Genomic DNA, 20,026 nt, shown 5'->3' with positions numbered 1-20,026 from the left:
GTAGGTTCGACACCATGTTCGCCGTCTACGCCGACCGCTTCTCGAAGGAAGACCCGCTCTCCGCGCTGCAGCTGGGGGAGCGTCCCGATCCGGAGGTCCCCGAGGGGTGGACGACGGTGACGGTCAAGGCCGCGTCGCTCAACCACCACGACCTCTTCTCCTTGCGTGGGGTCGGCCTGCGCGACGAGGCGCTGCCGATGATCCTCGGCTGCGACGCCGCGGGCCTCGACGAGGACGGCAACGAGGTCGTCGTGCACGCGGTGATCAGCGACCCCTCGTGGACCGGTGACGAGACGTTCGACCCGAAGCGGTCGCTGCTCTCCGAGCGCTACCAGGGCACGCTCGCGGACAAGGTCGCCGTGCCTCGTCGCAACGTGGTGCCGAAGCCGCCGTCGCTGTCGTTCGCGGAGGCCGCCTGCCTGCCGACCGCGTGGCTCACGGCGTACCGGATGCTCTTCACCCGCGGCGCGCTGCGCGCGGGCGAGACCGTGCTGGTCCAGGGTGCGGGCGGTGGCGTGGCGACCGCCGCGATCGTCCTCGGCCGTGCCGCCGGCCTGCGGGTGCTGGTCACCAGCCGGGACGAGGTGAAGCGGGCACGGGCCCTCGAGCTGGGCGCCCACGACGCGTTCGAGTCCGGCGCCCGGCTGCCGGTCAAGGTCGACGCCGTTATCGAGACCGTCGGTCGCGCGACCTGGTCGCACTCCATCCGGGCGCTGCGACCCGGAGGTCGGATCGTCACCTCCGGTACGACGTCGGGCCCGAACCTCGACGACGCCGAGCTGACCCGCATCTTCTTCCTGCAGCTCAGCGTCATCGGCTCGACGATGGGCACCCGCGACGAGCTCGCCGGGCTGGTCTCCATGCTGGACGCCACCGGCGCTCGGCCGCTGATCGACCGGACGCTCCCGATGGAGGACGCGCGCGACGGGTTCGCGGCGATGCTCGGCGGCGAGCAGTTCGGCAAGATCGTCTTCACCCGATGAGCCACCCCACGATGCGGCACCTCCTCACCGGCGCCGGGTCTGGCATCGGCGCGGTGCTCGCCCAGCGGCTGCTGGCCCGCGGCGACGAGGTCGTCGTGCTCGCCCGCTCACCCGAGCGCGCCGAGGAGATGGCCGCCGACCTGCCCGGCGTCGAGGTGCTGGTCGCCGACCTCGCGCGGCCCGAGTCGGTCGAGTCGCTGGCCGTCCCCGACGCGCTGGACTCGCTGGTGCACGCCGCAGGGGTGGTTGAGCTCGGCCCGGTCTCCGAGCTCGGCGTCGAGGCGTGGACCGCCCAGCTGCAGGTCAATCTGGTCGCGCCCGCCGCGCTGACACGGGTCGCCCTGCCGGCCCTGCGGCAGGCGGGCGGCACCGTCGTCTTCGTCAACTCCGGCGCCGGCCTCCACGCCCACCCGCAGTGGTCGGCGTACGCCGCCTCCAAGCACGGCCTGCGCGCCCTGGCCGACTCGCTGCGTGGTGAGGAGGCCGGCCACGGCGTCCGGGTCAGCACGGTCTACCCCGGCCGGACGGCGACGCCGATGCAGGAGAAGGTGCACGAGCAGGAGGGCAGGGCGTACGACGCCGCCGCGTGGATCCGTCCGGAGACGGTCGCCGACGCGATCCTTCACCTCGTCGACCTGCCTCACGACGCGACGATGTCCGACGTGACGGTGCGCCCGGCCTAGGTGCCGCTCGGGACCGAGCGCCAGTTGAGCGCACCCACCAGCACCATCCGCAGCTGGGTGCGCGCCCGCGCGACCAGCTCCCGCTCGGTCGCCGGGTCGGCGACGGTCAGGATCGACTCGGCGGTCGAGACCAGGGCGCTGACCATCAGGTTGGACACCACGCCGAGGTCCTCGGCCGACCAGAGCTCGGTGCCCGGCAGGCCGGCCAGGTCGATCGCCAGCTCCTGCTCGAAGAGCTCGATCTGCTGCCGGATCGCTCGCCGCACGGCGGTCGGGCCCGCCGCGCGCTCGCGGGCGATGAAGAGGAAGTGCGCCCGCTGGTGGTGCACGTGCTCGACCAGGATCGTGATCGACCGGTCCGCGATGTCGGCGTAGCTCGGGTCGCCGCGCCGGATCGCGCGCATCATGGTGCGCAGCGAGGCGAAGGACTCGTCGACCAGTGCCAGCCCGAGGGCCTCGATCGAGTCGAAGTGCCGGTAGAACGCGGTCGGGACGATTCCGACCTCCTTGGCGACCTGGCGCAGGGAGAGCGCCGCCAGGGTGCTCTGGGCGGAGAGGTCGAGCGCGGCGTCGAGGATCGCGCGACGGGTGAGCTCCTTGCGCTCGACCCGCGTCGTCGTCTCCGCCATGGGGCTCAGGCTAGTCCGCCCCGGCCGTCGAGCAGCCGGCCCAGCCGCTGCGGGGCGCACGCCCGGTAGGACTCGGTGACGAGCTCGCCGACCTCCGCCCAGTCGGTGTCGTCGCCGAGGACCATGCCGACGATCGTCGGCGACCACGGTGGCTTGTAGAACGGCAGCCCTGCGTGCGTGAGCGCGAGCAGCTCGTCACCGGCGGCCCGGAAGGTGAGAACCGTGCGGACCGACTCGTCGCCGGTGATGTCGCGGTACGCCGACTCGTAGCCGGGCTGGGCGACCATGACGTGGGCGAAGGTCCTCGTCCGGATGCGCCAGCGCACCCCGGTCCACGCCTCCTCCTCGAGGATCTCCGGGAGCGGCCGGGCGATCGCGGAGAGACGGCGTACGACGGCCGCGTCGGGCTCGATGCGGCGCGCCACGGGCTGTCTTCGTCCGGGCTCAGCCGAAGGACATCCGGAAGTCGGCCTGGCGGAACGACGCCAGCTGACGGGCGCCACGCATCCAGCCGAGCGGACCGTCGGGGGCGAAGTCCCAGCGACCGCGGGCGGGGAAGGCCTTCGCCGATCCGCGGAGCACGGCGGTGCGCTCCTCGCCGTCGGTGTCGTCGATGCCGGGCTGCCAGGTGGTGCCCGTGAACGGCACCCGCGGGATCGCCCTGGTCACGTCGGTGAACGAGGCGGTGGCGATCGGGCGTCGCCCGAGCGAGGCCGACCAGGTGGTCGAGGACAGCGGGCCGCGATGGCTGGTGTCGAGCTGGAAGTCGCAGAGCCCCTTGGGGATCGCCCACAGCTCGCGACCGCCCGCGACCGAGGCGGGGGAGTCGACCCAGATGTCGGTGATCGACACGCACCGGCCGTGGTGCTCGGTCGGCACCAGACGTGCGACGAGCAGCTCGGAGTAGGTCAGGGGACTGCCGGGCTCGTAGGACACGAAGGCGGCGCCGTACGTGCCGGCCGGCCGGAGCTCGTCGACGCCCTCCCGCAGCCGGAAGATCGACAGCCAGAGCTGCCCGACCATGGCCCACGGTGCGGCCGGGTACGCGATCGGCGGGGTCGTGCCGGCGGGGTCGGTCGGGTGCTCGGACATGGGTGCATCCTGCCGTACGACCCGCACCCGAGAAAAGTGTCAGTCGAGTGACAGGCCGGGTGGGATGCGGCTAGCGTGCCGGCGGTGAGCACCCAGCGGATCACCACCCGAGTCGAGACCTCCGAGCCGCGCTTCGTGCCCTACCCGAAGCCCGGACCCGGCGCGCCCAACGTGCTGATGGTCGTCCTCGACGACGTCGGCTTCGGTCAGCTCGGCTGCTTCGGCTCCGGCATCGCGACGCCGCACATCGACCGGCTGGCGGCCGAGGGCGTGCGCTACAACCGCTTCCACGTGACCTCCGTCTGCTCGGCGACCCGGGCGGCGCTGCTCACCGGGCGCAACCACCACGCCGTGGGGATGGGCGTCACCCAGGAGGCGGCGCTCGGCTTCCCGGGCTACACCGGCCGGATCCCGAGGTCGGCCGCCACCCTCGCGCGGGTGCTGCGCGACAACGGCTACAACACGCTCGCGGTCGGCAAGTGGCACCTGGCACCCAAGAACGAGTACTCCGCCGCCGGTCCCTTCGACCGCTGGCCGCTCGGCCAGGGCTTCGAGCGCTACTACGGCTTCCTCGGTGCCGAGACCAGCCAGTGGGCGCCCGAGCTGGTGCGCGACAACACCCACATCGACCCGCCGGCCACGCCGGCGGAGGGCTACCACCTCACCGAGGACCTGGTCGACCAGGCGATCCGCATGGTCCAGGACCAGCAGCAGGCCGAGTCCCGCAAGCCGTTCTTCCTCTACTTCGCGCCCGGTGCCGCGCACGCGCCGCACCAGGTCGGCGAGGAGTGGGTGACGCCGTACGTCGGCCAGTTCGACGACGGCTGGGAGGCGTGGCGCCAGCGGGCCTACGACCGCCAGGTGGCCGGGGGCATCATCCCGGCCGACACCGTGCTGCCCGAGCGGCCGCCCTGGATCCCCGACTGGGAGACGCTGCCGGCCGACCAACGGCGGCTGTTCGCGCGCTACATGGAGGTCTTCGCGGGTTTCGTGACCCACACCGACCACCACCTGGGCCGGCTCCTCGCCGACCTGGACGAGCGCGGCATCGCCGAGGACACGATCGTGATGCTGCTCTCCGACAACGGTGCCAGCGCCGAGGGCGGCACCACCGGCACCCTCAACGAGGCGGCCGGCTGGCTGGGGCTGGGCGAGGACGTCGAGGAGTCGATCTCCCGCATCGACGAGATCGGCGGCCAGGAGGCCTACAACCACTACCCCTACGGCTGGGCGTGGGCCGGCAACGCCCCGCTGCGGCTGTGGAAGCGCTACGCCTGGCTCGGCGGCGTCCGTACGCCGCTCGTGGTGCGCTGGGGCGACCGGCTGGCCGACCGCGGTGGCGTACGCCCGCAGTTCGTGCACGCCGTCGACCTCTACGCGACCATCCTGGACGCGGCCGGGATCGAGGCACCGGAGACCGTCGACGGCGTCACCCAGCAACCGGTCGAGGGCGCGTCGCTGCTGCCGAGCTTCGCGGAGCCGGCGGCCGAGGAGCACCGGCTGGTGCAGTACTTCGAGATGTTCGGCTCCCGGGCGATCTACCACGACGGGTGGATGGCTGTCACCGACCACGTCGCCAACCAGTTCGACGAGCGGGCACACCTCCTCGGCAGCCACGACCATGACACCGACCGGTGGTCGCTCTTCCACATCGCCGAGGACTTCTCCGAGTCGCGCGACCTCGCCGACGAGCTGCCCGACCGGGTCCGGCGGCTGGAGGAGCTGTGGTGGGCCGAGGCCGGACGCAACCAGGTGCTCCCGCTCTTCGAGTTCCCGGGGTCGATGGCCCACCTGCACCCCGGCGAGTTCCCACCGCCCACGTCGGGGCGCTACGCGCCCGGTGGTGGACCGGTCCAGGAGAGCCAGCTGCCCGCGCTGATGGGCGGCTTCGAGCTCACGGCGCGCGTCGTCGTGCCGGAGGGCGGCGCCGAGGGCGTCATCGCGGCGACCGGTGACCGGCACGGTGGCTGGGCGACGTACCTCCTCGACGGGCGGCTGGTCGCCACCGTCGCGATGCTGGACCGGACCGTCCGCGTCGCGGCCGCCGAGCCGGTGCCGCGCGGCGAGCACGTGCTGAGCGTGCGCTACGAGCCCGGGCGGGATCCCCGGCTGGTCCTCGCCGTCGACGGCGTCGACCTGTCGGCGGCGCCGCTGCCCGGGCTCCTCTTCTTCCCCAACCTCGGCTCGTCGGGGGCCGGCATGCACGTCGGGCGGGACCGGGGCATCTCGGTGAGCCGGGACTACGCGCCGCCCTTCACCTTCACCGGCACCCTGTCGCGGGTCGAGCTGCACAGCGGCCGCCCCGGCGCGCGCCCGGCGGCCGGCGCCGAGCTGCGGGTGGCGCTCGCAGGTGACTGACGGACGCCGCGAGACCCACAAGCGCAGCACCCGCGAGGCGCTCGAGGAGGCGGCGCTGCGCGGGTTCGCCGGGCACGGGTACGACGCGACGTCGGTCGAGTCCATCGCGGCGGAGGCGGGCGTCTCGGCGCGCACGTTCTTCCGCTACTTCGCCACCAAGGACGAGGTCCTCGACATGGGCCGGGAGGAGCGTCAGGCCGAGCTGCGCTCCCGGATGCGGGAGCTGGTCGCGGCCGACCTCGGCGACCTGGACGTCGTCCGGGAGGCGCTCGTGGAGCTCGCGCGGGGCTTCGAGAGCGACCGGGAGCGGGTGCAGCTGCGCCAGCGCGCCGCCGCGACCTCGCCGGTGCTCCGCGGTCGGCTCTACGACACGTTCGCGTCGTGGGAGCACGTGGTCGCGCGCGAGCTCGGCGGGGACGCCGGCGCGCGCACCCTGGCCGCGGTGGGGTTCGCGGTCTTCCGCGCCTCAACCGCGACCTGGCTCACCGACGGCGGCTCGCTGCCCGACCTCGTCCGGGCCGGGTTCGACGCGCTGCGGTAGCGACTCCGCCGCTAGTCGTCGGGGTCGTCGAGCCGCGCCAGCCAGGTCGCGAACCGCTCGACGGCGGTCTCGAACTCCGGGTGCGAGTCGACGAAGCCCTGCAGCTGCTCGGCCAGCCAGGCCAGCGTGACCTCCTCGTCACCCCGACGCTTCTCGAGCTCCTCGATGCCGCGGTCGGTGAAGTACATCTGACGCCCCGGCTCAGGCGAAGGCCCGGGCGACCAGGTCCTTCTGCTCCTCGGTGTGCCGCTTGACCGTGCCGACGGCCGGCGAGGACCCCTCCGGGCGAGAGATGATCTCGACGTCGGCGTCGACGTGCGGCCACACGTTGAGCTGGTAGTGCGGGCCCGGCCCCATGTTCTGCGGCTCGTCCTGCACCCAGCGCACCGCCTTGAGGCGCGGGAAGCGCGCGATCTCGGCGCGGATCTCGGCCTCGGGGCGCGGGTAGAGCTGCTCGATCCGCGCGATCGCGAACCGCTGCCCGTCCTCGCGCTTGGCGCGCTCCACCATCAGGTCCCAGGTGACGCGGCCCGAGCAGAGCAGCAGCGTGTCGACCTGCTCGGGGTCGGCGGCGGCGTCGGAGATGAAGGGCTCGAAGGTGCCGGTCGTGAAGTCCTGCGGCTGCGAGGCGGCTTCCTTGCGCTTGAGCATCGACTTCGGCGTGAAGACGATCATCGGCTTGTGCTTCTCGCCGAGGGAGTGCTGCCGCAGCAGGTGGAAGTACGACGCGGGGGTGCTCGGCTGCGCGACCACGAACGCCTCGTCGGCGGCCATCGTCATGAAGCGCTCGATGCGCGCCGACGAGTGGTCGGCGCCCTGGCCCTCGTAGCCGTGGGGGAGCAGCAGCACGACACCGGACTGCTGGTTCCACTTGCTCTCGCCCGCGCTGATGAACTCGTCGATGACGATCTGCGCGCCGTTGACGAAGTCGCCGAACTGCGCCTCCCACAGCACCAGGGCCTCGGGGCGGGCGACCGAGTAGCCGTACTCGAAGCCGAGCGCGGCGTACTCCGAGAGCAGCGAGTCGTAGACGTAGAACTTGGCCTGGTCCTCGGTCAGGTTGGCCAGCGGCGTCCACTCGTCGGCGTTGCGCCGGTCGATGATGGTCGCGAAGCGCGACACGAACGTGCCGCGGCGCGAGTCCTGGCCCGCCAGGCGGACCGGCCGGCCCTCCATCAGCAGCGAGCCGAAGGCGAGGATCTCGCCGGTGCCCCAGTCGATCGGGCCGTCGGCGATGGCCGCGGAGCGACGCTGCAGCTGTGGCATCACCTTGGGGTGGACGGTGAAGCCGTCAGGCGGGGTGACGTACGCGTCGGCGATCCGCTTCATGACCTCGTCCGAGACCGCCGTGCGGGTCTCGCCGGTCGGCTTGTCGGGGTAGTCCGGCACGGTCGTCCACTCGGACGGCTGGGTGCTGGCCTCGCGGACCTCGGTGAAGACGCGCTCCAGCTGCAGCTGGTAGTCGCGCAGGACCTGCTCGGCCTCCTCGATCGTGATGTCGCCTCGACCGATCAGGGACTCGGTGTAGAGCTTGCGCACGGAGCGCTTCTGCTCGATCAGGTCGTACATCAGGGGCTGGGTGTACGACGGGTCGTCGCCCTCGTTGTGACCGCGACGGCGGTAGCAGACCAGGTCGATGACGACGTCCTTGTTGAACGCCTGGCGGTACTCGAAGGCCAGCTGGGCGACCCGGATGCAGGCCTCGGGGTCGTCGCCGTTCACGTGGAAGATCGGCGCCTGGACCATCCGGGCCACGTCGGTGCAGTAGAGCGAGGAGCGTGAGGAGCCGGGGGAGGTGGTGAAGCCGACCTGGTTGTTGACGACCAGGTGGATGGTGCCGCCGGTCCGGTAGCCACGCAGCTGCGAGAGGTTGAGCGTCTCGGCGACCACGCCCTGGCCGGCGAACGCCGCGTCACCGTGGACGAGCAGCGGCAGCACGGGGTAGTCGGCGCCGCGGTTGAGCACGTCCTGCTTGGCGCGGGCGATGCCCTCGAGCACCGGGTCGACCGCCTCGAGGTGCGACGGGTTCGCGGCGACCGACACCTTGATCTCGGCACCCGAGCCGGCAACGAACTCGCCCTCGGCGCCGAGGTGGTACTTCACGTCACCGGAGCCCTGGACCGTGCGCGGGTCGATGTTGCCCTCGAACTCGCGGAAGATCTGGGAGTACTTCTTGCCGACGATGTTGGCCAGCACGTTGAGCCGGCCGCGGTGCGCCATGCCGATCGCGACCTCGTCGAGGCCGGCGCCGGCGGCTGCCTCGCAGATCTCGTCGAGCACGGGGACCGTGGTCTCGCCGCCCTCGAGGGAGAAGCGCTTCTGCCCGACGAACTTGGTCTGGAGGAAGGTCTCGAAGGCCTCGGCCTGGTTGAGCTTGAGCAGGATCCGCAGCTGCTCCTCGCGGGGCGGCTTGGTGTGCGGCTGCTCGACGCGCTCCTGGAGCCAGCGGCGCTGCTCGGGATCCATGATGTGCATGTACTCGATGCCGGTGGTGCGGCAGTAGGAGTCGCGCAGGATCTTGAGGATGTCGCGCAGCTTCATGAAGCGGCGGCCCTCGCCACCGAACGAGCCGGTCGCGAACTCGCGGTCGAGGTCCCACAGGGTCAGCCCGTGCGACTCGATCTCGAGGTCGGGGTGGCTGCGCTGGCGGTACTCGAGCGGGTCGGTGTCGGCCATCATGTGCCCGCGAACCCGGTAGGCGTGGATCAGCTCGAGGATGCGCGCCTGCTTGCTGATCTCGTCGTCGTGCGACGTCGAGATGTCGGCGTTCCAGCGGATCGGCTGGTAGGGGATCCGCAGCGAGCGGAAGATCTCGTCGTAGAAGCCGTTCTGGCCGAGCAGCAGCTGGTGCACGACCTTGAGGAACTCACCCGACTGGGCGCCCTGGATGACGCGGTGGTCGTATGTCGAGGTCAGCGTCATGACCTTGCTGATCCCGTTGCGCGAGATCGCCTCGGCCGAGGCGCCCTGCCACTCCGGGGGGTACTCCATCGCGCCGACGCCGATGATGGCGCCCTGGCCCTTCATCAGGCGGGGGACCGAGTGGCTGGTGCCGATGCCGCCGGGGTTGGTCAGCGAGATGGTGGTGCCCTGGAAGTCCGTGACGCCGAGCTTGTTGTCGCGCGCCTTGCGGACGATGTCCTCGTACGCGGTCCAGAACGCCGCGAAGTCCATCGACTCCGCTGCCTTGATGCTGGGCACCAGGAGGGTGCGCGAGCCGTCCGGCTTGGGGACGTCGATCGCGAGGCCCAGGTTGATGTGGGCGGGCGTGATCAGGTTGGGCTTGCCGTCGACGACGTCGAAGCCGACGTTCATCGACGGCATCGAGCGCAGCGCCTTGACGAGCGCGTAGCCGATGATGTGCGTGAAGGACACCTTGCCGCCGCGGGCGCGGGCGAGGTGGCTGTTGATGACGATCCGGTTGTCCCAGAGCAGCTTGACCGGCACCGAGCGCACCGAGGTCGCGGTCGGGACGGTCAGGGAGACGTCCATGTTCTGGACCGTGCGGGCGGGAGCACCGCGCAGCACCGTGTACGTCGGCTCGTCGCTCGCCGGCGACGGAGCGGCCGGGCGCGACTCCTTCGGCACCGGGCTGCTGGTGCCCTTGGCGGGCTCCGCGGCCTTGGTCTCGGGGCGCGGCTTGGCGACGGGCGCCGGCGTCGGGGTGGGGTCGGGGGCGTGCTCCTGGGCGGGGGCCGGCTTCGCGGCGGGCGTGGTCACCGTCGCGCTGGCGGCCGCGGGGCTCGCCGAGCCGTTGCTGGCACCGGCCTTGTCGGCACTGGCCTTGTCGGCACTGCCGTTGGCGCCGTTGCCGCCGTCGAGGTGGCCGTTGGTCTTGAAGTAGGTCGCCCAGGTCGGGTCGACGCTGCCCGGGTCCCGCTGGTACTGGTCGTACATCTCCTCGACCAACCACTCATTCGCGCCGAAGTCGGCGGACGTGAGGTCGGACTGGCTACCTGGGGACTGCGGCACGGCTTGATTCGCCTCTTCCGGTACGTGCACGGGGAGTGTCAGGTGTCAAGGCTAGACCCCCGCACCAGCAATTGCAGACGACGGGGCGGGTTTGCGGCGTGGTGTGCCGGGAGCCACAACCCCGTCTTGCAGACTTCACTCCGATCGGCACCTGTGAAGGAGAGTTTCGGAGAATGCGACAACGGTCCAGACGTGCGTCTCGGGTCACGGTGACGCTGGCCGTGATCGGCCTCGCGACCGCCGGCTGCACCGGCAGCGACGATGCCGAGCCCGACGCGTCGCCCACGTCGCCGTCGGCCGCCTCGTCGTCGGCGGCGCCGGCCGTCACGACCCGGGTGTCGTGGGGCAAGGGGGCAGGGGCGCTGCCCCGGACCCTGCGGCCACGGCTGGTCGAGGACGTGCAGGCGGTCGTCGACGGGTGGTTCGACGCCGCCTACCTCTCCGGTGACTACCCCCGCTCCAGCTTCGTCGGCTCCTGGAAGGGCTTCACCCCGGGCGCGCAGGCCCAGGCTCGGCGCGACGGAGACCTGATGAGCAACCGCGACATCGGCGCCGACATCACCGGGGTGACGCCGGTGAGCCGCGCCGTCACGCTCGACGTGCTGAGCGTGAGGAAGCGGCCCGTCGGAGTGACGGCGCGCGTCGACCTCCGGTTCGCGACCACCGGCACGACGGCGCAGCGGGTGCACGTCGCCGGCCAGCTCTACCTGACCAACGGCAAGCAGGGGTGGCAGGTCTTCGGCTACGACGTCAGGAAGGCGGCCCAGTGAGCGGCCCGGTGAACGGTCCGGTGAACGGTCCCGGGGCCGGTACGGCGAGGCGCCGCTCCTCCCGGCTGCTGCGGATGGCCACGGTGGGAGCCGTGCTGGCGGTGGCGGCGCTGGTGGTCCCGGACTCCGCGGTGAAGAGCACCGAGGTCGAGCTGGTCAGGATCGACCGGGCCGACGCGGTTGACATCAGCCCCGACGTCGTGTGGATCCTCGCCGTGGGCTCCGACGCCCGCCAGGGCGAGGAGATGACCCACACCCGCGGTGACGCGCTGCAGCTGATCGGCATGAACACCAGGACCGGCGCCGCGACCGCGATCGGCATCCCGCGCGACTCGTGGGTGCCCATCCCGGGTCACGGGTCGGACAAGATCAACGCGGCCCTCTACTTCGGCGGTCCCCAGCTCCTGGGTGAGACGGTCGGGGACCTCGTGGGCATCCAGCCCGACTACGTGTTCGTGACCCGCTTCCGCTACTTCGAGTCGATGATCGACGACATCGGCGGCATCGTCCTGGACAACCCGGTCGCCTTCGACGACCAGTACATCAAGCCCAAGCGCTACCACGACGGCTTCCCCGAGGGTCGGCTGCGCCTCGAGGGCACGTCCGCCCTCGCGTACTCCCGGATCCGGCACAACCTGCTCCGAGGCGACTTCGACCGGTCGGCCAACCAGCAGCGCGTGCTGCGTGGCATCCAGGCCAAGGTGCACAACCGGGCCGCGAACCCCGGCTTCATCGAGCGCGGCGTCCTCACCGCGATCCAGCACCTGCACACGGGTCTCTCGCCGGCCGAGCTCTTCCGTCTCGGGCAGGCGGTCGCGCACGTCGACTCGACCAAGGTCTCGACCTGCGTGGTGCAGGGCAGCATCGGCACCATCGGCGGTGCGAGCGTCGTGCTGCCGTTCGTCGACCAGGCCCGCCGGCTCGGCGACGACGCGCGCAGGGACGCCGTGATCAAGGACTGCTGATCAGCAGCCCCAGAAGACGGTCTTCTTGCGGGCGACGATCAGCAGCTCGACCTTGGTGCCACCCTTGGGCCGGGCGCCGTACGGGAACTGGAAGTTCAGGGTCCCGCCGCCCTTCTTGAGGGAGACGATCCAGAGGTCCTTCTTGTCGCGGCCCGGCTGGTTGTCGAGCGCGCTCGACTGGGTGAGGGAGGAGACGCCCGGGTAGAGCTTGCGCACCTGACGCAGCGTGGTGCCGACTCCGGCTCCCTTGGGCGTCCGGTCCTTGGTCCCTCTGACCACGATCATCCCGACCTTGTACGGCTTGGGTCGGCGGTCGGCCCACACGACGAAGCCGCGCTTCCGGTACGCCTTCGCCATCTGGTAGCCGGGCGCACAGCGGTCGGGGGTGTGGGAGACCATCTTCGTCCGCCAGGCCTGCCGGTGCGTCATGCCCAGCCGGAGCGGTCCCCACGCGGTGGTCGTCACCGCTCTCGCGGGTGCCGCCCGGTGCGGGTCCGGGGCAGGAGCGGCATCGGCGGAGCCGGTGGTGGCGGACAGTGACAGCAGAAAGAGGAGAGCGACGCCCCCCGAGATGATTCGGCGCATGAGCGGAACCTAGAGCACGGCCGGCCGTCGTGTCCGCGTTTTGGTGTGTGCCCCCGGCAGGATTCGAACCTGCGGCACCCGGTACCGGAAACCGGTGCTCTATCCCCTGAGCTACGGAGGCATGCTGCCGCGACGTACCCGATCGATCGCACCGCGGTGGCTGCGCAGAACCCTACAGCCGAGTCTGGGACGCGGTGCAATCGGCCTGCTCGTCCCACGGCGGATATCGATGCGAGGGCCGGGACGCGGCGCCGATATCCTTGCGCGGTGACCCCCGAGCAGCTCTCCACCGCGATCGTCGACGTCCTGACGACGCTGTCCACCGAGGGTGCGATCACCCTCCCGGACGGTGTCCCCACGAACGTGACGGTGGAGCGACCCCGGCAGAAGGGGCACGGCGACTACGCCACCAACATCGCACTGCAGCTGGCCAAGAAGGCGGGGACCAATCCCCGCGCCCTCGCCGAGGTGGTCCAGGCGCGCCTGGAGCAGGTCGACGGCGTGGCCGGCGTCGAGATCGCCGGTCCGGGCTTCCTGAACATCACGGTCGCGGCGGGCGCCCAGGGCGCCGTCGCCGCGCAGATCGTCGCCGCGGGAGCGTCGTACGGCGGCAGCGACGCGTTCGCCGGCGAGAAGATCAACCTCGAGTTCGTCTCCGCCAACCCGACGGGGCCGATCCACATCGGCGGCGTCCGGTGGGCGGCGGTCGGCGACGCGCTCGGCCGGATCTTCGAGGCGACCGGCGCGCAGGTCACCCGGGAGTACTACTTCAACGACCACGGTGCCCAGATCGACCGGTTCAGCCGGTCGCTGCTGGCGAGCGCGAAGGGGGAGCCGGCGCCGGAGGACGGGTACGGCGGCGCCTACATCCACGAGATCGCGGCCACGGTCGTGGCGAGGACCCCGCAGGTCAAGGAGCTCACCGACGACGAGGCGCAGGAGGTCTTCCGCGCCGAGGGCGTCGAGATGATGTTCGAGGAGATCAAGCAGAGCCTCCACGACTTCGGGGTCGACTTCGACGTCTACTTCCACGAGAACAACCTGCACCGGAGCGGTGCCGTCGACCGGGCCATCGCCCGGCTCACCGAGATGGGCAACACCTACGAGCAGGACGGCGCCGTCTGGCTGCGCACCGAGAAGTTCGGTGACGACAAGGACCGGGTGATCATCAAGTCCGACGGGGAGGGCGCCTACATCTCCGGCGACCTCGCCTACTACCTCGACAAGCGTGAGCGGGGCTTCGACCGCTGCCTGATCATGCTCGGCGCCGACCACCACGGGTACGTCGCGCGGATGATGGCGATGTGCGCCGCCTTCGGCGACGAGCCGGGCAGGAACCTCGAGATCCTGATCGGCCAGATGGTCAACCTGCTCCGGGACGGCCAGCCGCTGCGGATGTCCAAGCGCGCCGGCACCGTCGTCACCATCGACGACCTGGTCGAGGCGATCGGCGTCGACGCGGCGCGCTACGCCCTGACCCGCTACAGCTCGGACTCCAACATCGACCTCGACCTGGACTTGTGGGCGAGCCAGTCCAACGACAACCCGGTCTACTACGTCCAGTACGGCCATGCCCGCACCTGCCGGATGATGGCCAACGCGGCCGACCTGGGGATGTCGCTGTCCGACGCCTCGACCCGGTTCGACCCGTCGCTGCTCTCGCACGAGAAGGAGCGTGACCTGCTGCGGGCGCTGGCCGAGTTCCCGCGGGTGGTCGCCAGCGCCGGCGAGCTGCGTGAGCCGCACCGGGTGGCCCGCTACCTCGAGGACACCACCGCGATCTTCAACCGGTGGTACGACACCCGCGAGTGCCGGATGCTCCCGCAGGGCGACGAGCCGGTGGCCCCGGTCAACGAGGCGCGCCTGGTCCTGGTGGCCGCCGCCCGCACCGTCTTCGCCAACGGCCTGGGCCTGCTCGGCGTCTCGGCGCCCGAGCGGATGTGACGTCGTGAGCCACGAAGCAGGGTGGGCGCACGCGCCCGGAGCGATGCGCGGGCCCGCCTGGCTGACCGCGCCCGAGGACCCCGACGCCCTCGTCCCGCACCTGTGGTCGCAGACCGCGCGCAAGGTCGACGGCGAGCTCCACGTCGGTGGGCTCGCGCTCCCCGAGCTGGTCGCCGAGGTCAACACCCCGGCGTACGTCCTGGACGAGGAGGACTTCCGCGCCCGGGCCTGCGCCTTCCGTGAGGCGTTCTCGTCGTACGACGTCTTCTACGCCGGCAAGGCCTTCCTCTCGATCGCCGTCGCGAGGTGGGTCGCCGAGGAGGGCCTCTCGCTCGACGTCTGCTCCAACAGCGAGCTGACGGTCGCGCTGCGCGCCGGCTTCGAGCCCGCCCGGATCGGCTACCACGGCAACAACAAGACGCTGATCGAGCTGCGGCGGGCGGTCGAGGCCGGGGTCGGCCGGATCGTCGTCGACTCCTTCGACGAGATCGAGCGCCTGGAGTCGATCGCGGCCGCCGGGCTGACCGCCCGGGTGATGATCCGGGTCACCGCCGGCGTGGAGGCGCACACCCACGAATACATCGCGACCGCCCACGAGGACCAGAAGTTCGGCTTCTCGATCACCAGCGGCGACGCCTTCGAGGCGGTGCGTCGGGTCCTCGCCGCGCCGGGCCTCGAACTGCTCGGCCTGCACTCCCACATCGGCAGCCAGATCTTCGACTCCTCCGGCTTCGAGGTCGCGGCCCGCCGGGTGCTTGCGCTGCAGGCGCGGATCAGCGAGGAGCTCGCGGTGACGCTGCCGGAGATGGACCTCGGCGGCGGCTTCGGGATCGCCTACACCACTCAGGACGACCCGGCCGACCCCGCGCAGCTCGCGACCGAGATGAGCAAGATCGTCGAGCACGAGTGCCGCGCCCTGGGCATCCCCGAGCCGCGGCTCTCGATCGAGCCGGGGCGCGCGATCGTCGGACCCGCGATGTGCACGGTCTACACGGTCGGCACCGTCAAGCGGGTCCAGCTCGACGGCGGCGCCGTGCGCACCTACGTCTCCGTCGACGGCGGGATGAGCGACAACATCCGCACCGCGCTGTACGACGCCGACTACTCCTGCACGCTCGCCTCGCGCGGCTCGGACGCGGCCCCCGTGCTGGCGCGCGTGGTCGGCAAGCACTGCGAGGCCGGCGACATCGTGGTCAAGGACGAGTTCCTCCCCGGTGACGTGCGGCCGGGCGACCTGCTGGCCGTGCCCGGGACCGGCGCCTACTGCCGGTCGATGGCCTCCAACTACAACCACGCCCTGCGCCCCCCGGTGGTCGCGGTGCGGGACGGGGTCGCGCGGGTCGTCGTACGCCGCGAGACTGAGGACGACCTGTTGGCAACGGACATGGGTGATCAGTGATGGCGTCTCGACAGGCTCGACCCCCGGAGGCGCCGCTGAAGGTGGCCGTGCTGGGCTGCGGCTCGGTGGGCTCGCAGGTGGTGCGGCTCCTCGGTGAGCAGGCCGGCGACCTCGCGGCCCGGGTGGGCGCGCCGGTGGAGCTCGTCGGGGTCGCCGTACGCCGTCTCGACGCGCCCCGTGACATCGACGTGCCCGACGGGCTGCTGACCACCGACGCGATCGGCCTGGTCTCGCGTGACGACGTCGACCTGGTGATCGAGGTGATCGGCGGCATCGAGCCCGCCCGGTCCCTGATCCTCGCGGCGCTCGAGGCCGGCAAGTCGGTCGTGACCGCCAACAAGGCGCTGCTGGCCGAGGACGGGCCGACGCTCTTCGAGGCCGCCGAGAAGGCCGGCCGCGACCTCTACTACGAGGCCGCCGTGGCCGGTGCGATCCCGATCCTGCGCCCGCTGCGCGAGTCGCTCGCCGGTGACCGGGTCACCCGGGTGCTGGGCATCGTCAACGGCACGACCAACTTCATCCTCGACAAGATGGACACCTCCGGCGCCGGCTTCGCCGAGGCGCTCGAGGAGGCCCAGGAGCTCGGGTACGCCGAGGCGGACCCGACCGCGGACGTCGAGGGCTTCGACGCCGCCGCCAAGGCAGCGATCCTGGCCTCGCTCGCCTTCCACTCCCGGGTCACGGCCGCCGACGTGCACCGCGAGGGCATCGCCGAGGTCACCGCGGCCGACGTCGCCTCCGCGCGGGCGATGCACAGCGTCGTCAAGCTGCTCGCCATCTGCGAGCTGCGCGAGACCGACGACGGGCAGAGCGCCGTCGCGGTCCGCGTGCACCCGGCGATGATCCCGACCTCGCACCCGCTCGCGTCGGTGCGCGGGGCCTTCAACGCGGTCTTCGTCGAGTCCGAGGCCGCCGGGCAGCTGATGTTCTACGGCCCCGGCGCCGGTGGCGCACCCACCGCGTCCGCCGTCCTCGGCGACCTGGTCACGGTCGCCCGCAACCGGCTGGGCGGCACCCGCGGACCCGGCGAGTCGGCGTACGCCGACCGCGCGGTGCTGCCGATGGGGGAGACCGTCACCCGCTACCACGTCGCCATCGACGTCGCGGACCGCGCGGGCGTGCTCGCCGCGGTCGCGACGGCGTTCGCGGAGCACGGGGTGTCGATCCAGACGGTCCGCCAGGAGGGCCGTGACGCCGACGCCCAGCTGGTGGTCGTCTCCCACGAGGCGACCGACGCCCAGCTGGCCGCCACGGTCGAGTCGCTGCGGGGCATGGACATCGTCCGCGAGGTCACCTCGGTGATGCGCGTCGAAGGAGTGGCGGAGTGATGGCACGGACGCACCAGTGGCGCGGCGTGATCGAGGAGTACCGGCCGCTGCTCGACATCCCCGAGGGCACCGCGGCGGTGACCCTGCGCGAGGGCGGCACACCGCTGGTGTTCTCGGAGTGGCTGTCCGGCCTCACCGGGGCCGAGGTCTGGCTCAAGGTCGAGGGCAACAACCCGACCGGCTCCTTCAAGGACCGGGGGATGACGGCCGCGATCTCGGTGGCCAAGCACGACGGCGCCGAGGCCGTGGTCTGCGCGTCGACCGGCAACACCTCCGCGTCGATGGCGGCGTACGCCGCGAAGGCCGGCCTCAAGCCGCTGGTGCTCGTGCCGGAGGGCAAGATCGCGGCTGGCAAGATGGCGCAGGCCCTGCTGCACGGCGCCCAGGTGATCATGGTGCGGGGCAACTTCGACGACTGCCTGGGCCTGGCCAAGGGGCTGGCCTGGGACTACCCCGTCGCCCTGGTCAACTCGGTCAACCCGGTGCGCCTGGAGGGTCAGAAGACCGCGGCCTTCGAGATCGTCGACTTCCTCGGGGACGCCCCCGACTACCACCTCCTCCCGGTCGGCAACGCGGGCAACATCTCGGCGTACTGGCTCGGCTACACGCAGTACGCCGACGCCGGCATGGCCACCAAGAAGCCCGTCATGCGCGGCTTCCAGGCCGAGGGCGCGGCGCCGCTGGTCACCGGTGAGCCGTTCCCGGACCCCGAGACCCGGGCGACCGCGATCCGGATCGGCAACCCGGCGTCGTGGAAGCTCGCCGAGGCCGCCCGTGACGAGTCCGGCGGCGCCTTCGCCTCGGTCAGCGACAACCAGATCCTCGCCGCGCAGCGCGAGCTCGCCGAGCGCGACGGCGTGTTCGTCGAGCCGGCCTCCGCGGCCGGCATCGCCGGGCTGCTGCAGGAGCTCGCCGGCGGCACGTCGTACCGCGGCAGCACCGTGGCGATCACCGTCACCGGCCACGGCCTCAAGGACACCGTCACCGCGCTGGAGGGGCTCGCCGAGAGCGGCCGCCCGATCGTCGACACGGTCATCGACGCCGACGTCGCCGCCGCCGCGGCGGCCGCCGGTCTCGACTGAGGTCGCCGATGACCACGTACGTCGAGGGGCCGGTCCACGTCTCCGTCCCGGCGACCTCGGCCAACCTGGGCCCGGGCTTCGACTCGCTCGGGCTGGCCCTGTCGATGCGGGACCAGCTCACCGCCGAGGTAATTGCCGGCGGCCTGGAGGTCGAGGTCAACGGCTCCGGTGCGGACGACGTACCCCTCGACGAGTCGCACCTCGTGGTCCGCTCGATGCGGGCGGCCTTCACGCTCATGGGGAGCCAGCCGCCGGGGCTGCGGCTCTCGTGCACCAACGTCATCCCGCACGCCCGGGGTCTGGGCTCGTCGTCCGCCGCGATCGTCGCCGGGGTGGTGCTGGCCCGCGGGCTGGTGGCCGGCGGAGCGCTGCTCGCCTCCGACGACGTGCTCTTCCGGCTGGCCGCGAGGCTCGAGGGGCACCCCGACAACGTGGCGCCCGCCTTCTTCGGCGGCTTCACCGTCTCCGGGCAGGACGAGGACGGCGAGTTCTTCGCGGTCGGCTCGCCCGTGGACCCGCGGATCGAGGTCGTGGTGCTCGTGCCGCCGACCCCGGTGTCGACCGAGGTCGCGCGCGGCCTGCTGCCGGCCCAGGTGCCGCACGCCGACGCGGCCGCCGACGCGGGACGCAGCGCGCTGCTCGTCGCCGCCCTGGCCGGTCAGCCCGAGCACCTGCTGCGCGCGACCCGCGACTACCTGCACCAGGAGTACCGCCGCCCGGCCATGCCCGACTCGCTGGCCCTGGTCGACCGGCTCCGCGCGGACGGCGTACCGGCGCTGGTCTCCGGTGCCGGTCCGACGGTCCTCGCCTTCACCGACGCGACCGGCGCCGCGGCTCTCCTCGGACGCTGCCCGGACGGGTGGGCCGGGCACCGCCTGGACGTCGAGACCTCCGGAGCGCGGCTGTCCTGAGCGCGGTGGTATCTTGGCCGCGCGCCGAGTTCTTCGGCGTGGCACCGTCGGCCGTCAAGGCGACACCGTGCACCCTCTTCCTCGCGACGCGGCGGGTCTCCCGCCGGTCATCAGCCCGACCGCCTCGGACCACCGAGCGCCACGGCGGGCGGGGAAGCACTGACCAGTACGCCGCCGGCCCGAGGCCGGATCGGCACTGAACGTGGGAAGGACCTCACGTGACGGAATCCATCGAAGCCACCAGCGCGTCCGCCGGCTCCGGCTCGGACGCCGCGGGCGACAAGCCCGCCAAGAAGCGCGGCGGTGGCCTCAACTCCCTCCTGCTCGCCGACCTGAAGTCGATGGCCGCAGGCCTCGGCGTCCCGGGCGCGGGCTCGATGAAGAAGGCCCAGCTCGTCGACGCGATCAAGGCGCAGCAGAGCGGTGGCTCGCGCCCCGAGAAGGCAGCGCCCGAGAAGGTAGCGCCCGAGAAGGCAGCGACGGAGAGGTCGGCGCCCGAGTCGGCATCGACCCGTCAGGCTCGGGAAGCGTCCGCGGCGAGCGCCGCCGACCAGGCGCCCGTCCAGGAGCGCCGTCAGCAGCGCGACCGCCAGCAGGAGCGTGCCCAGCAGGACAAGCAGCAGGACAGGCAGCAGGACAAGCAGGACCAGCAGGACCGCCCCCGGCAGGACCGCCAGCAGGGGAGGCAGGACCAGCCCAAGCAGGACCAGCCCAAGCAGGACCGCGGCCAGCAGGACCAGCCCAAGCAGGACCGGGGCCAGCAGGACCAGCCCAAGCAGGACCG

At 71.9% G+C, this 20,026-nt stretch carries 18 protein-coding genes and 1 tRNA gene; 12 read left to right on the top strand and 7 right to left on the bottom strand.

Annotation, left to right across the window (positions count from 1 at the left end):
- Positions 1-14: 14 nt before the first annotated feature.
- Positions 15-983, top strand: a complete 969-nt coding sequence (locus N542_RS0101875; RefSeq protein ID WP_028642479.1) for a zinc-binding dehydrogenase — start codon at positions 15-17, stop codon at positions 981-983.
- Positions 980-1,666 (top strand): SDR family oxidoreductase, encoded by a 687-nt coding sequence (locus N542_RS0101870; RefSeq protein WP_231482372.1) that lies wholly within the window; start codon positions 980-982, stop codon positions 1,664-1,666. Before N542_RS0101875 ends, N542_RS0101870 begins: the two co-directional genes overlap by 4 nt.
- Here the strand turns inward: N542_RS0101870 and N542_RS0101865 are convergent.
- The 3 genes from N542_RS0101865 to N542_RS26275 are packed head-to-tail and all read right to left on the bottom strand — an operon-like array spanning position 1,663 to position 3,387.
- On the bottom strand, positions 1,663-2,295 hold the full coding sequence (locus N542_RS0101865; protein WP_036505952.1) for a TetR family transcriptional regulator: 633 nt from the start codon (positions 2,293-2,295) through the stop codon (positions 1,663-1,665). The two genes, N542_RS0101870 and N542_RS0101865, sit on opposite strands and share 4 nt — an antisense overlap.
- Before the next feature lie 5 nt (positions 2,296-2,300).
- Complete coding sequence (locus tag N542_RS0101860; protein ID WP_028642576.1) at positions 2,301-2,720, bottom strand: MmcQ/YjbR family DNA-binding protein; 420 nt, start codon at positions 2,718-2,720, stop codon at positions 2,301-2,303.
- 19 nt (positions 2,721-2,739) lie between these two features.
- Positions 2,740-3,387, bottom strand: a complete 648-nt coding sequence (locus N542_RS26275) for an acetoacetate decarboxylase family protein (RefSeq protein ID WP_051551288.1) — start codon at positions 3,385-3,387, stop codon at positions 2,740-2,742.
- A gap of 84 nt (positions 3,388-3,471) precedes the next feature.
- On the opposite strand from N542_RS26275, the gene N542_RS0101850 reads away from it, so the two are divergent.
- On the top strand, positions 3,472-5,745 hold the full coding sequence (locus N542_RS0101850; protein WP_028642476.1) for an arylsulfatase: 2,274 nt from the start codon (positions 3,472-3,474) through the stop codon (positions 5,743-5,745).
- Positions 5,738-6,286, top strand: coding sequence for a TetR family transcriptional regulator (locus N542_RS22940; protein ID WP_051551286.1), 549 nt, complete (start codon positions 5,738-5,740; stop codon positions 6,284-6,286). Before N542_RS0101850 ends, N542_RS22940 begins: the two co-directional genes overlap by 8 nt.
- Before the next feature lie 11 nt (positions 6,287-6,297).
- On the opposite strand, the gene N542_RS27735 is transcribed toward N542_RS22940, so the two are convergent.
- A complete protein-coding gene (locus tag N542_RS27735; RefSeq protein WP_197025827.1) occupies positions 6,298-6,474 on the bottom strand; it encodes a DUF6104 family protein in 177 nt (58 codons plus the stop codon).
- A gap of 13 nt (positions 6,475-6,487) precedes the next feature.
- Positions 6,488-10,258, bottom strand: a complete 3,771-nt coding sequence (locus N542_RS0101835) for a multifunctional oxoglutarate decarboxylase/oxoglutarate dehydrogenase thiamine pyrophosphate-binding subunit/dihydrolipoyllysine-residue succinyltransferase subunit (protein WP_028642475.1) — start codon at positions 10,256-10,258, stop codon at positions 6,488-6,490.
- A 209-nt stretch (positions 10,259-10,467) separates the two neighbouring features.
- On the opposite strand from N542_RS0101835, the gene N542_RS0101830 reads away from it, so the two are divergent.
- Together N542_RS0101830 and N542_RS0101825 are read left to right on the top strand one after the other, a co-directional pair.
- Positions 10,468-11,028 carry a hypothetical protein gene (locus tag N542_RS0101830; RefSeq protein WP_028642474.1) on the top strand — a complete coding sequence of 187 codons (561 nt, stop codon included), beginning with the start codon at positions 10,468-10,470 and terminating at the stop codon, positions 11,026-11,028.
- On the top strand, positions 11,025-11,993 hold the full coding sequence (locus N542_RS0101825; RefSeq protein ID WP_231482369.1) for an LCP family protein: 969 nt from the start codon (positions 11,025-11,027) through the stop codon (positions 11,991-11,993). The genes N542_RS0101830 and N542_RS0101825 overlap by 4 nt, the downstream gene beginning before the upstream one ends.
- Here N542_RS0101825 and N542_RS0101820 read toward each other — a convergent pair whose 3' ends face one another.
- Positions 11,994-12,578: a hypothetical protein gene (locus N542_RS0101820; protein WP_155992817.1), complete on the bottom strand. Its 585-nt coding sequence runs from the start codon at positions 12,576-12,578 to the stop codon at positions 11,994-11,996.
- A gap of 48 nt (positions 12,579-12,626) precedes the next feature.
- A tRNA-Arg gene (locus N542_RS0101815) sits at positions 12,627-12,699 on the bottom strand.
- Between the two features lie 146 nt (positions 12,700-12,845).
- Here N542_RS0101815 and argS point away from each other — a divergent pair.
- The 6 genes from argS to N542_RS28390 all read left to right on the top strand — a co-directional run.
- On the top strand, positions 12,846-14,522 hold the full coding sequence (gene argS, locus N542_RS0101810) for an arginine--tRNA ligase (protein ID WP_028642471.1): 1,677 nt from the start codon (positions 12,846-12,848) through the stop codon (positions 14,520-14,522).
- A gap of 43 nt (positions 14,523-14,565) precedes the next feature.
- A complete protein-coding gene (gene lysA, locus N542_RS0101805; RefSeq protein ID WP_051551285.1) occupies positions 14,566-15,921 on the top strand; it encodes a diaminopimelate decarboxylase in 1,356 nt (451 codons plus the stop codon).
- Positions 15,921-17,249, top strand: a complete 1,329-nt coding sequence (locus N542_RS0101800) for a homoserine dehydrogenase (protein ID WP_028642469.1) — start codon at positions 15,921-15,923, stop codon at positions 17,247-17,249. Before lysA ends, N542_RS0101800 begins: the two co-directional genes overlap by 1 nt.
- Positions 17,249-18,331, top strand: coding sequence for a threonine synthase (gene thrC, locus N542_RS0101795; protein ID WP_028642468.1), 1,083 nt, complete (start codon positions 17,249-17,251; stop codon positions 18,329-18,331). Before N542_RS0101800 ends, thrC begins: the two co-directional genes overlap by 1 nt.
- 8 nt (positions 18,332-18,339) lie before the next feature.
- Positions 18,340-19,242, top strand: coding sequence for a homoserine kinase (gene thrB / locus N542_RS0101790; RefSeq protein ID WP_028642467.1), 903 nt, complete (start codon positions 18,340-18,342; stop codon positions 19,240-19,242).
- A 218-nt stretch (positions 19,243-19,460) separates the two neighbouring features.
- The coding region (locus N542_RS28390; RefSeq protein WP_442937387.1) for a Rho termination factor N-terminal domain-containing protein at positions 19,461-20,026 on the top strand (566 nt) is incomplete at its 3' end.

The organism is Nocardioides sp. URHA0020 (assembly GCF_000620705.1).
In the GTDB taxonomy this organism is placed as follows: Bacteria; Actinomycetota; Actinomycetes; order Propionibacteriales; family Nocardioidaceae; genus Nocardioides.
This window is presented reverse-complemented; position numbering and strand designations above follow the sequence as displayed.